Consider the following 12,540-nt stretch of genomic DNA (forward strand, 5'->3'; position numbering starts at 1 on the left):
CTCAGGTCGGGTAGCGCTCGACGCTGACGACCCGCCCACCGGCCCTGTGCAGCACCCCGAACGAGCCCTTGCGCAGGTGCACGTCCTTGCCGCTGAGGGCCTCGATCAGGCCGGGCAGCACCTTGCCGTGGCTGCACCCGGCCGCGGGCGCGGAGAGGTTCCCGACCAGCGCGGGGGTCTTCTCCGGGTCCTGGCTCTCCTCGCTGAGCAGCGGCTCGACCCTGATCTCCGCCCCCGCCTCGGCCGCGTACGGCTCCAGCGTCTGCACGCAGCGGGCGCTGGGCGAGCTCAGCAGCAGCTCGGGCCGGTAGGCGGGCAGCGCGGTGGCCAGGTTCTCCGCCTGGGAGGCCCCGTCGGCGTCGAGGGGCCGGGCGGCGTCGTCGCCCTGCCACTCGTTCCTGGAGCCGGCCGAGCCGTGCCGGACGAGGAGGAGGGGCACCGTGCCGAGCGGCGCGGCGCCCAGCGCCCGCAGCAGCCCGGCGTCCCACTCGTACGTCAGCAGCCGCCTGGCCTGCGCCACGGGCAGCCAGCGCAGCTCGTCCACCTCTTCGCCGGGCTCGAACCCGTCGTCGGCGACGGCCCGCGCCACCCAGTAGTCGACCCGCTTGAGCCGGCCGGCGCTCATGTAGTGGACGGGCGGCAGCGCGCGGCCGAGCAGCACGGTCAGGCCGGTCTCCTCGCGGACCTCGCGCAGGCCCGCGGCGATCACGTGCTCCCCGGGCTTCAGCTTGCCCTTGGGGAAGGTCCAGTCGTCATAGTCGGGGCGGTGGATGACGGCCACCTCGGGGCTGCTCTCGTCGCCCCTCCAGACCACGGCTCCGGCGGCGCGGAGCAGGTCAGTCATCAACGGTCCTCCATCGACGCGTACCGATGAGGCGGCTCTGCATGTCCTCGCCCTGATGGCGGACCCATGTGCCGTCGGAGTTGAGCCACCACGTGGTCGTGGTCTCGGCCATGGCCTGGTCCATCAGGTCGATGAGGTAGGCCTTGTGCTGCTGGGAGGTCACCTTGACCAGGGCTTCGACGCGCCTGTCCAGGTTCCTGCGCATCAGGTCGGCGCTGCCGATCCACACCTCGGGCCGCCTGCCCAGGCCGAACTCGTACACCCTGGAGTGCTCCAGGAACCGCCCCAGCACCGAACGCACGCGGATGTTCTCGGACAGGTCGGGGATGCCCGGACGCAGGATGCAGATGCCGCGTACCCACAGGTCCACCGGGACGCCTGCCCTGGACGCCCGGTAGAGCGCGTCGATGATCGGCTCGTCCACCAGGGAGTTCGTCTTGATCCTGATCCGCGCGGGCCGCCCGGCCTGCTGGTGGGCGATCTCCCGCTCGATCCTGGCCACCAGCCCGCTGCGCATCGAGTGCGGCGCGACCAGCAGCCGCCGGTAGGCGGAGTGGTGGGAGTAGCCGGTCAGGTGGATGAACAGGTCCGTCACGTCCTCGCCGACCAGCGGGTCGGCCGTGAGCAGGCCGAAGTCCTCGTACTGGCGGGCGGTCTTGGGGTTGTAGTTGCCGGTGCCGATGTGGCAGTAGCGGCGCAGCTCGCCCGAGGGCTCCTGGCGGACGACGAGGGCGAGCTTGCAGTGAGTCTTCAGCCCGACCACGCCGTAGACGACGTGGCAGCCGGCCCGCTCCAGCTTGCGGGCCCAGGAGATGTTGGCGTGCTCGTCGAAGCGGGCCTTGATCTCCACGACCACCACCACCTGCTTGCCCGCCTCGGCCGCGTCGATGAGCGCGTTGACGATGGGGGAGTCGCCGCTGGTCCGGTAGAGGGTCTGCTTGATCGCCAGGACCCTCGGGTCCTCGGCCGCCACCTCGATGAAGCGCTGCACGCTGGTGGCGAACGAGTCGTACGGGTGGTGCAGCAGGATGTCGCGCTCGCGCAGCGTCGAGAAGATGTCGTCCTCGGCGTTGATCACCTCGGCGGGCACGAACGGCCGGTAGCTCAGCTCGCCCCTGTCGAGGTCGGCGATGGCGTGCAGGCCGGTCAGGTCGAGCGGCCCCGGCAGCCGGTAGATCTCGTGCGGGGCCAGCTCCAGCTCCTCCACGAGCGGCGCCAGCACCTCGGGCGTGATCGTGTCCTCGACCTCCAGCCGCACGGGCGGCCCGAAGCGCCGCCTGAGCAGCTCCTTCTCCAGGGCCTGCATGAGGTTCTCCGTGACGTCCTCGTCCACGTCGAGATCCTCGTTCCTGGTCACGCGGAAGACGTGGTGCTGGAGGATCTCCATGCCCTTGAAGAGCTGCCCCAGATGGGCGGCGATGACGTCCTCGAGCGGTACGAACCGGTCCTTCGACGCCTGGACGAACCTGGGCAGCTGCGAAGGGACCTTGACCCGGGCGAACACGGTGTGCTCGGTCGCCGGGTTACGCACGAGGACCGCCAGATTCAGGCTGAGCCCGGAAATATACGGAAACGGGTGGGCGGGGTCGACGGCCAGCGGCGTCAGGACGGGCCTTATCCGCTCCCTGAACAGCTTGCGCAGCTCAGTACGCTCCTCGCGGCCCAGATCGTCCCACCGGACGATCTCGATGCCCTCGGTCGCGAGCTGCGGGCAGATCTGCCGGTGGAAGACCGCCGCGTGCCGCCGGGCCAGCTCGTCCGCGATCCCGGCGATCCGCACCAGCTCCTCGCGCGGCTTGAGCCCGCTCTTGGTGCGCAGCAGCAGGCCCGTGGCCATCCGCCGCTTGAGCCCGGCCACCCGGACCCGGAAGAACTCATCCAGGTTGCTGGCGAAGATGGCCAGGAAGCGCACCCGTTCGAGCAGCGGCAGCGAGGGGTCCTCGGCCAGTTCGAGCACGCGTAGGTTGAACTGGAGCCAGCTCTCTTCGCGGTTGAGAAAGCGCTCCTGTGGCAGGGGCAGGTCATTGGCAGGCTCGAACGGTTCCGCGGACATATGGCGTATATTGCCCCGTTTGGTTGAACAGAACGTTAACGTAGCCGCAACGGCTCACCCGTGAAGGTCAGCCCTGCTCAACCCAATCGTCACTCTCCGCGCCCATTCTGTTCAAGAGTCACTCGGGATGATCTACCTGTTCGAGACGGGCGGCGCGCTCGGCCAGGCGGGCTTCCCGCTGGCGGATCTTCTCCTCCCGCTCGCGGGCCTTCTCGGCCTCCTTCAGCAGCCGCTCGCGCTCCTTCAGCTCGCGAACGCGGGCCTTCTCGGCCTCCTTGAGCTCCTTCTGGCGGACCTTCTCCGCCTCCCTGAGCTCCTTCTCGCGGGCCTTCTCCAGCTCGCGCAGCTCCTTCTCGCTGGCGGGGCGCGGTTGCGGCGGCTTGGCCGCGCTCGTCAGAGCCCGGCTCGTGGCCGTGATCGTCGGGTTGGGGTTGAGCCCCGTCAGGCCGTTCCAGGCCAGGTTGACCAGGTGGGCGGCGACCTCCTCGCGGCCCGGCTTGCGCACGTCGAGCCACCACTGGCCGGTCAGGGCGACCATGCCGACCAGCATCTGGGCGTACATCGGGGCCAGCTTGGGGTCGTAGCCGCGGGCCGCGAACTCGTCGGCCAGCACGTCCTCGACCTGGCTGGCGATCTCGCTGATCAGGCTCGCGAACGTGCCGGTGCCCGAGGCGGCGTGGGAGTCGCGCACCAGGATGCGGAAGCCCTCGCTGCTCTCCTCGATGTAGCGGAGCAGGGCCAGCGCGGCCCGCTCCAGCTTGACCAGGGAGTGGGAGGCGGCGAGGGCCTCGGTGATCATGCCGAGCAGCTTCTGCATCTCGCGGTCGACGACGACCGCGTAGACGCCTTCCTTGCCGCCGAAATGCTCGTACACCACGGGCTTGGACACCTGTGCGGTCGCTGCGATCTCCTCGATAGAGGTCCCGTCGAACCCCTTCTCCGCGAAGAGGGTGCGGCTGATGCGGATCAGCTGCTCTCTTCGCTCGCTTCCGGACATGCGCCTGCGAGATCGGGGTTCGGTCACGGTTTCCATAATGACGGCCATGCCCGCACCGCCGCTCACCGGCTGAACGCCGCCGGCGAGCCGAGGGTCGTCGGCAAGCCGGGGGCCGTCGGCGAGCTGAGGGGCGCTAGGCAATGCGCTTCGCCGCCAGCCGCTCGGGCGTCGGCCAGCGTACGTCGTACACCCATCCCAGCTTCTCGAAGATCCGGATCAGGCCGGCGCTCAGGTCGATCTGACCCTTGAGCGCGCCGTGCCTGGCGCAGGTGGGGTCGGAGTGGTGCAGGTTGTGCCACGACTCGCCGAAGGACGGGATGGCCAGCCACCACACGTTGCGGGACTTGTCGCGGACCTGGAAGTCCTCCTCGCCGAAGACGTGGCAGATCGAGTTGATCGACCAGGTCACGTGGTGCAGCAGGCCGATGCGGACGAGCGAGCCCCAGAACAGCGCGGTCAGGCCGCCCTGCCAGGACCAGGTGAACAGCATGCCGAGCACGCCGGGCAGCAGGATCGAGGTGAGGGCGATGGGGCCGAACCACTTGTGCAGCTTCAGCACGTCCTGGTCCTTGCACAGGTCGGGGGCGTACTTCTCCCTGTTGGTGCGCTCGCTCTCGAACAGCCAGCCCATGTGGGCGTAGAGCAGGCCCTTGGCCATGTTCTTGAAGCCGGGGCCGAAGCGCCACGGCGAGTGCGGGTCGCCCTCCTTGTCGGAGAACTTGTGGTGCTTGCGGTGCGTGGCCACCCAGTCCAGCACGGACATCTCCAGGGACAGGCTGCCCGCGATACCCATCGCGATCTTCAGCGGCCGCTTGGCCTTGAAGGAGCCGTGCGTGAAGTAGCGGTGCAGGCCGACGGTGACGCCCAGGCCGGAGACCACGTAGAAGACGAAGGCGATGGCGATGTCCGTCCAGCCGAGTCCCCACCCCCAGGCGAACGGCACGGCGGCCGCGATCGCGACCAGAGGCAGTCCGACGACCAGGCCGAAGGTGATCAGTTCGGACTTCGACTTCGGATCGGCTTCGAAATCGGGCTTGGGGGCAGGTGCAGAGCGCTCGGCGACAACGGTCATCGGCGACCTCCAAGGGCATGTATGAGATTGAATGTCCGGGCTACGCAACCGTAACCTACGCAAGCGTAAGTAAGGAAGTCCTGAGGGCGGAATGGTGAGAAGGTGCTGCGAGCCGGGGCAAGGTGAGTGGGATTCGTGTCTTGCGTCTTTTCGGCCTGTCTGTTACCCGCGCGCAGGCAGGACATGCGTGAGGGGTAATACGGGCGCGCGTGCGGGTGCGGGGTCGGTATCGTAGAGGGGTGTCGGACATCACGTGTCCGATCTGTCCCGGATCGTCTAATCGGCAGGACAAGTGGTTTTGGTCCACTTTGTAGGGGTTCGAGTCCTCTTCCGGGAGCCTTGAAGACCTCCCCCAGAGAATGTTCTGGGGGCGGCCAGGTATCCTCACGGTGTCGGGAGGGTAGCGGTGCGGTTGACGTACCGAACGCCCTGAGTAGTTGACGTACCGAAGCCCGATCCGTCCAGTCACAGGGAGCCTCAGCCCGTGAGTGTGCCGCGCCCGGCAGCCGTGATCGTCCTCGCCGCCGGCGAGGGCACCCGAATGAAGAGCCAGACCCCGAAAGTCCTGCATGAGGTGTGCGGCCGCGCGCTGGTCGACCACATGCTCGCCGCCGCTCGCGACCTCGGTCCCGAGCAGCTCATCGTCGTCATCGGCCACGCGCTGGAGCAGGTCGGCGGCCACCTGGCCGCCACCAGCCCCGACGCCCGCGCGGTCGTGCAGCGGGAGCAGCGCGGCACCGGCCACGCCGTGCGCACCGTGATCGAGGAGGTCGGCACGATCTCCGGCACCGTCCTCGTCACGTACGGCGACGTGCCGCTCCTGCGCACCCAGACCCTCACCGACCTGCTCGAACGGCACGAGGCCGAGGGCAACGCGGTCACCGTGCTGACGGCCGAGGTGCCCGACCCGACCGGTTACGGCCGGATCATCCGCGACGAGGCCGGCGCTGTGCTGGAGATCGTCGAGGAGAAGGACGCCAGCGCCGAGCAGCGCGCCATCAAGGAGATGAACTCCGGCATCTACGCCTTCGACGGCCTGCTCCTGGCCGACGCCGTCAAGCGCGTGTCCACCGACAACGCCCAGGGCGAGGAGTACCTCACCGACGTCCTGGCCATCCTGCGCCGCGACGGTCACCGGGTGGGCGCCTGCGTGGCCGGCGACTTCGTCGAGGTCGAGGGCGTCAACGACCGCGTGCAGCTCGCCGCCGCCCGCAAGGTGCTCAACCAGCGCCTGCTGGAGCGGCACATGCGCGCCGGGGTCACGATCATCGACCCGGCCAGCACCTGGATCGACGTCGGCGTGCGCATCGGCCCCGACGCCGTCATCCACCCCGGCACCCAGCTCCACGGCGCCACCGTCATCGAGTCCGGCGCCGAGGTCGGCCCCGCCACCACGCTGACCGACACCCTCGTCGGCGAGGGCGCGGTGGTCCGCAACGCCGTCGCCGACCACGCCGAGATCGGCCCGGAGGCCAGCGTCGGGCCGTACGCCTACCTGCGCCCCGGCACCGTGCTCGGCCGCAAGTCCAAGGCGGGCACGTTCGTCGAGATGAAGAACACCAAGGTCGGCGAGCGCTCCAAGGTGCCGCACCTGACCTACGCCGGTGACGCCACGATCGGCCAGGACGTGAACATCGGCGCCTCCACCGTCTTCGTCAACTACGACGGGGTCAACAAGCACCACACCACCGTGCGCGACGGCGCGTTCGTCGGGTGCGACACCATGCTGGTCGCTCCCTTGACGGTCAACGAAGGCGCCTACACGGCGGCGGGTTCGACCATCACCGACGACGTCCCGCCGGGCGCGATGGGCGTGGCACGAGCGCGACAGCGCAACATCGAGAAATGGGTCTTGCGCAGGCGCGCGGGCACGAAGTCGGCCGCGCACGCGGAGCGGGCGCTGGCCGAGCAAGAGCAGGAGAATCAGCAGTGACCAGCATCAAGCAGCCCGGAGAGAAGAACCTCATGCTCTTCTCCGGGCGAGCCCACCCGGAGCTGGCCGCGGAGGTCGCCGAGCACGTCGGCGTCTCCCTCACCCCCACCAAGCTCATCGACTTCGCCAACGGTGAGATCTACGCCCGCTACCTGGAGTCCGTACGCGGCTGCGACGCCTTCGTCATCCAGAGCCACACCGGGCCCATCAACAAGTGGATCATGGAACAGCTCATCATGGTCGACGCGCTCAAGCGGGCCTCCGCCAAGCGCATCACCGTGGTCATGCCGTTCTACGGCTACGCCCGTCAGGACAAGAAGGGCCGCGGCCGCGAGCCCATCACGGCCAGGCTCATCGCCGACATGTTCAAGACCGCGGGTGCCGACCGGCTGATGTCGATCGACCTGCACACCTCCCAGATCCAGGGCTTCTTCGACGGCCCGGTGGACCACCTGTTCGCCATGCCGGTCCTGGAGAGCTACCTCAAGAACAAGCTCGACCTGGAGAACACCACCGTCGTCTCGCCCGACACCGGCCGCGTGCGGCTGTCGGAGCGCTGGGCCGACACGCTCGGCACGCCGCTGGCGTTCATCCACAAGCGCCGCGACCTCGACGTGGCCAACTCGGTGAAGGTCAGCGAGGTCGTCGGCAAGGTGCGGGGCCGCACCTGTGTGCTGATCGACGACATGATCGACACCGCGGGCACGATCTGCAAGGCCTCCGACGCCCTGTACGAGCAGGGCGCCACCAACGTCATCGTGGCCGCCACCCACGCGGTCTTCTCCGACCCGGCCGTCGACCGCCTCAAGAACTCCCGGATCTCCGAGGTCATCGTCACCAACACGCTGCCGCTGTCGCAGGCCGCCAGGTTCGACAAGCTCACCGTGCTGTCGATCGCGCCGCTCATCGCCCGCGCGATCACGGAGATCTTCCAGGACGGCTCCGTCACGAGCTTGTTCGAAGGCGACACCTGAGCCGATAGACTGTCGAGGTTGCGCTCGTAACGCCTTCCGCTAGGGCGGGTGAGGGTGAGCGCCGAAGACCATCCGACTACCGCATCCCTAGGAGATGTCGTGTCCGAAGTACGTATCGCCGCTGAGCCGCGCACCACGTTCGGCAAGGGCGCCGCTCGCAAGATCCGCCGCGCCGACAAGGTGCCCGCCGTCCTCTACGGGCACGGCATCGACCCCAAGCACCTGACCCTGCCGGGCCACGAGGTGCTGCTCGCCCTGCGCACCCCGAACGTGCTGATCCACCTCAAGGGTGACGGCGTCGACGAGCTCGCCCTGCCCAAGGGCGTGCAGCGCGACCCGATCAAGGGCTTCGTCGAGCACGTCGACCTGCTCCTGGTCAAGCGCGGCGAGAAGGTCACGGTCGAGATCCCGGTGACCACGGTCGGCGACGTCAACTCCGAGGGCCTGCTCGACCAGCAGCTCGTCTCCGTCGCCGTGGAGGCCGAGGCCACCCACATCCCGACGGGCGTCGAGGTCGACGTCGAGGGCCTGGAGATCGGCACGGTCGTCACCGCCGCCGACCTCAAGCTCCCGAAGGGTGCCACGCTGGTCGCCGACGCCGAGACCGTCATCCTCCAGGTCATCAACAAGCCGACCGAGGCTGTGGAGGAGACCGAGGCGGAGGTCGCCGAGGGCGCGAGCGCCGAGGCCGCCGCCGAGGGCGAGAGCGCGGAGGCTCCCGCCGCCGAGTAAGCGCGACGGGTTCATTCGTGAACGGGGCGGCCGGACTCGAGCCGTCCCGTTTCCGCATATGAGGGGTCGTACATGAGGGGCAGGGCATGGATCGCTGGCTGATCGCCGGACTGGGCAACCCGGGGGCCGAATACGCGGGCAACCGGCACAACGCGGGCTTCATGGTGCTCGACGAGCTGGCCGCCAGGGCGAGCGGGCGGTTCAAGGCGCACAAGAGCAGGGCCGAGGTGTGCGAGACGAGCGCCGCCATCCTGGCCAAGCCCCTGACCTACATGAACCTCTCCGGCGGGCCCGTCAAGGCGCTCTCCGACTTCTACAAGATCGGCCCCGAGCGGCTGATCGTCGTCCACGACGAGCTGGACGTGCCGTACGGCGCGCTGCGCGCCAAGCTCGGCGGCGGCGACAACGGCCACAACGGCCTCAAGTCGATCACCAAGGTCCTCGGCACCCGCGACTACCTGCGCGTCCGCTTCGGCATCGGGCGCCCGCCCGGCCGCATGGACCCGGCCTCCTTCGTGCTGCGCGACTTCGCCACCATGGAGCGCAAGGACCTGCCCTTCCTCGTGGACCGGGCGGCCGACGTGGTGGAGTCGCTGATGACCCGCGGCCTGGAAGTCACTCAGAACGATTTCCACCGGTCTGATCTGCACATTTCCGGCCCTCCTCGCTGATCACCGCATAGGGTCGTTCGCCAGTCTGCCGGTTCTCGCGCGGCTACTATCTGTGACTGTCCGTTCAGGGAGATCGTTCGTCACACAACACCTCCTGGAGGCAAGGCGTGCGCGGCCACGAGCTCTTGACCGTCGTCTGGTCTGGTCAAGGGGTCACATGGGGAAGCAGGCCGCGCACGCCCTCCTGGGTCCACTCCTACCGGCTCAGAGCCGTGCTGGGCGACCTGTGCGGGGCCTGGCTCGGGGCCGGGGCCGCGTTCACGGTCAGGTTCGGCGGGCTGACCCCGTACGTGCTGCCGTACCTGCTGGTCAGCCTGGCGCTGCCGCTGGTGTGGTGCTGCGCGGTGGCGCTCAGCCGCGCCTACGAGCCGCGCATGCTCGGCGTCGGCTCCGAGGAGTTCCGCCGGGTCGTCCAGGCCGGCATGGCGCTGACGGCAGGCACGGCCATCGGCTCCTACGTGACCAAGACCGACGTCGCCCGCGGCTACGTCGTGCTGGCCCTGCCGCTGGTCACGCTGCTCACGCTGATCTTCAGGCACGCCCTGCGCCGCTCGCTGTACCGCCGCAGGGCCGCGGGGGCGTGCATGCGCAAGGTCGTCGCCGTGGGCCACGCGGCCTCGATCGCCGAGCTGGTCCGCCTGTTCCGCAGGGAACGCCACCACGGCATGGACGTCGTGGCCGCCTGCCTGCCCGGCGGGCACGCCGGCGGGCGGCTGGAGGAGGTGCCCGTCGCGGGCGACCTCAGCGACGTGCCCCTCGCCGTCGAGCACTTCGACGCCGACACGGTGGCCGTGCTCGCCTGCCCCGAGATGGACGGCCAGGCGCTGCGCCGGCTGGCCTGGCGGCTGGAGCGCAGCCACACCGAGCTCGTCGTGGCCCCCGCGCTGATGGACGTGGCGGGCCCGCGCACCACGATCAGGCCGGTGGCGGGCATGCCGCTGCTGCACGTCGAGCACCCCGAGCTGGCCGGGGCCAGGCAGCTCGTCAAGAACGTCTTCGACCGGCTGGTGGCCGCCGTCCTGCTGGTGCTGCTTTCGCCGCTGCTGGCGGGGCTGGCGGTGGCGGTGCGCTCGACCAGCCCGGGGCCCGCGCTGTTCCGCCAGACCAGGGTGGGCAGGGACGGGCGGCTGTTCACGATCCTGAAGTTCCGCACGATGCGGCGCGGCTCGGAGGAGCAGAAGATCACCCTGGTGAGCGACCGGGAGGGCGTGCTGTTCAAGATCCGCAACGATCCGCGGGTCACGCCGCTCGGCGCGCTGATGCGCAGGCACTCGCTGGACGAGCTGCCGCAACTCCTCAACGTCGTGCGCGGCCACATGTCGCTCGTCGGCCCCCGGCCGCCGCTGCCGGACGAGGTGGCACGCTACGGTGACGACGTGCGCAGACGACTCCTCGTACGCCCTGGGCTGACCGGGCTGTGGCAGGTCAGCGGTAGATCTGACCTATCGTGGGAGGAATCCGTGCGTCTCGACCTGCGTTACGTGGAGAACTGGTCCCTCACCCTGGACCTCCAGATCCTGTGGAAGACTTGGTCGGCCGTCGCCCGCGGGCAAGGAGCATATTGATGACGATTCGCGACGACCACGCCCTGGCCGCCGACCTGGCGACCGAGGCGGGCGAGAGGCTGTTGCGGGTCCGCGAGCGCGTGGGGTTCTCCGACTCCGCCGCGCTGCGGGCCGAAGGCGACAGGTCCTCTCACGTCTACCTCATGGAGTCGCTGGCCAGGTTGCGGCCCAGCGACAGCGTGCTGTCGGAGGAGGCCACCCGCGAGGAGCGCCTCGACCCCCGGAGGTTGAAGGCCGAGCGGGTGTGGATCGTCGATCCCCTTGACGGCACCCGGGAGTTCTCCGAGGAGGGCAGGGCCGACTGGGCCGTGCACGTGGCGCTGTGGGAGCGCGGCAGTCTGGCCGCCGGGGCCGTGGCGCTGCCCGCGCAGGGGCGCACGCTGACGACCGCCGAGCCGCCCGAGCTGCCCTCCTTCGACAAGGGCCGCTTCCGCATCGCGGTGAGCCGCACCCGGCCGCCCGAGTTCGTGCAGAAGCTGGCCTACCTCGTCGGGGCCGACCTCGTGCCGATCGGCTCGGCCGGGGCCAAGATCTCGGCGGTGCTCACCGGCGAGGTGGAGGCGTACGTGCACGCCGGTGGCCAGTACGAGTGGGACTCCGCCGCGCCCGTCGCCGTCGCGCTGGCCGCCGGGGCCCACGCGAGCCGCATCGACGGCTCGGAGGCCACCTACAACCAAGCCGACCCCTCACTACCAGATATTCTGGTTTCCCTACCGGAGCTGGCGGCATCCCTGCTCGCCGGCATCCGGGACCTGCACCGCTAGAACCCGCCGGAGGGAGCTCCATGCTGCAGCGCGACTACACGACGTCGCAGCTCGACGTGCTCGAAGCAGAGGCCATTCACATCATGCGAGAAGTGGCTGCCGAGTTCGAGCGTCCCTGTCTGCTCTTCTCCGGAGGCAAGGACTCGATCGTCATGCTCCGCATCGCGGAGAAGGCGTTCTGGCCCGCCGCGATCCCGTTCCCGCTCATGCACGTGGACACGGGGCACAACTTCGACGAGGTCATCGAGTTCCGCGACCGCCGCTCCGCCGAGCTGGGCGCGCGGCTGATCGTCGCCAGCGTGCAGGACTCCATCGACCAGGGCCGCGTGGTCGAGGAGACAGGCCGGCGCGCCTCGCGCAACCGCCTGCAGACCACCACGCTGCTCGACGCGATCGAGGAGCACGAGTTCGACGCCGTCTTCGGCGGTGCCAGGCGCGACGAGGAGAAGGCCCGCGCCAAGGAGCGGGTGTTCTCCTTCCGTGACGACTTCGGGCAGTGGGACCCGAAGAACCAGCGCCCCGAGCTGTGGAGCCTGTACAACTCGCGCATCCGCAAGGGTGAGCACATCCGCGTCTTCCCGCTGTCCAACTGGACCGAGCTCGACGTCTGGGACTACATCAGGCGCGAGGGCATCGAGATCCCCTCCATCTACTTCGCCCACACCCGCAAGGTCTTCGAGCGCGACGGCATGCTGCTGCCCGACTCCGACGTCGTCCAGCGCGGCGACGACGAGCCGCTGTTCGAGGCCGTGGTGCGCTACCGCACCGTGGGCGACATGACCTGCACCGGCGCCGTGCAGTCCACGGCCGCCACGGTCGAGGAGATCATCGAGGAGATCGCGGCCACCCGGATCACCGAGCGCGGGGCCACCAGGGCCGACGACCGCTCCTCCGAGGCCGCGATGGAAGATCGCAAGCGAGAGGGCTACTTCTAA

Annotated in this window: 11 protein-coding genes and 1 tRNA gene; 8 read left to right on the plus strand and 4 right to left on the minus strand. The window is 69.3% G+C overall.

All coding sequences use genetic code 11. From position 1 onward, the window contains the following. Position 1: 1 nt before the first annotated feature. From AB0I79_RS24660 to AB0I79_RS24675, 4 genes are all read right to left on the minus strand, one after another. Entirely contained in the window at positions 2-844 is an 843-nt protein-coding gene (locus AB0I79_RS24660) for an NUDIX hydrolase (RefSeq protein ID WP_357876672.1), read from the minus strand. Next, the gene (locus AB0I79_RS24665; protein WP_357876674.1) at positions 837-2,897 is read right to left on the minus strand and encodes an RNA degradosome polyphosphate kinase; all 2,061 of its coding nucleotides are present in this window, start codon (positions 2,895-2,897) and stop codon (positions 837-839) included. The genes AB0I79_RS24660 and AB0I79_RS24665 overlap by 8 nt, the downstream gene beginning before the upstream one ends. A 118-nt stretch (positions 2,898-3,015) precedes the next feature. Further along, positions 3,016-3,921 carry a TetR family transcriptional regulator gene (locus tag AB0I79_RS24670; protein ID WP_357876676.1) on the minus strand — a complete coding sequence of 302 codons (906 nt, stop codon included), beginning with the start codon at positions 3,919-3,921 and terminating at the stop codon, positions 3,016-3,018. A gap of 106 nt (positions 3,922-4,027) precedes the next feature. Beyond that, a complete protein-coding gene (locus AB0I79_RS24675) occupies positions 4,028-4,966 on the minus strand; it encodes an acyl-CoA desaturase (protein ID WP_357876678.1) in 939 nt (312 codons plus the stop codon). 265 nt (positions 4,967-5,231) lie between these two features. Between AB0I79_RS24675 and AB0I79_RS24680 the strand changes: the two genes are divergently transcribed. From AB0I79_RS24680 to cysD, 8 genes are all read left to right on the plus strand, one after another. Beyond that, positions 5,232-5,303: transfer RNA gene (locus AB0I79_RS24680), tRNA-Gln, on the plus strand. A gap of 147 nt (positions 5,304-5,450) precedes the next feature. After that, positions 5,451-6,899, plus strand: a complete 1,449-nt coding sequence (glmU, locus tag AB0I79_RS24685; RefSeq protein ID WP_357876680.1) for a bifunctional UDP-N-acetylglucosamine diphosphorylase/glucosamine-1-phosphate N-acetyltransferase GlmU — start codon at positions 5,451-5,453, stop codon at positions 6,897-6,899. Then, complete coding sequence (locus tag AB0I79_RS24690) at positions 6,896-7,873, plus strand: ribose-phosphate diphosphokinase (protein WP_357876682.1); 978 nt, start codon at positions 6,896-6,898, stop codon at positions 7,871-7,873. Before glmU ends, AB0I79_RS24690 begins: the two co-directional genes overlap by 4 nt. Before the next feature lie 99 nt (positions 7,874-7,972). After that, a complete protein-coding gene (locus tag AB0I79_RS24695; protein WP_357876684.1) occupies positions 7,973-8,605 on the plus strand; it encodes a 50S ribosomal protein L25/general stress protein Ctc in 633 nt (210 codons plus the stop codon). A gap of 86 nt (positions 8,606-8,691) precedes the next feature. Further along, the gene (gene pth / locus AB0I79_RS24700; RefSeq protein WP_357876686.1) at positions 8,692-9,276 is read left to right on the plus strand and encodes an aminoacyl-tRNA hydrolase; all 585 of its coding nucleotides are present in this window, start codon (positions 8,692-8,694) and stop codon (positions 9,274-9,276) included. A gap of 107 nt (positions 9,277-9,383) precedes the next feature. Beyond that, complete coding sequence (locus AB0I79_RS24705; protein WP_357876688.1) at positions 9,384-10,841, plus strand: sugar transferase; 1,458 nt, start codon at positions 9,384-9,386, stop codon at positions 10,839-10,841. Beyond that, positions 10,841-11,605 (plus strand): 3'(2'),5'-bisphosphate nucleotidase CysQ, encoded by a 765-nt coding sequence (locus AB0I79_RS24710; RefSeq protein ID WP_357876690.1) that lies wholly within the window; start codon positions 10,841-10,843, stop codon positions 11,603-11,605. The genes AB0I79_RS24705 and AB0I79_RS24710 overlap by 1 nt, the downstream gene beginning before the upstream one ends. Positions 11,606-11,625: 20 nt before the next feature. Next, positions 11,626-12,540, plus strand: a complete 915-nt coding sequence (cysD, locus tag AB0I79_RS24715) for a sulfate adenylyltransferase subunit CysD (protein WP_357876692.1) — start codon at positions 11,626-11,628, stop codon at positions 12,538-12,540.

It is taken from the genome of Nonomuraea sp. NPDC050202 (assembly GCF_040656115.1).
In the GTDB taxonomy this organism is placed as follows: domain Bacteria; phylum Actinomycetota; class Actinomycetes; order Streptosporangiales; family Streptosporangiaceae; genus Nonomuraea.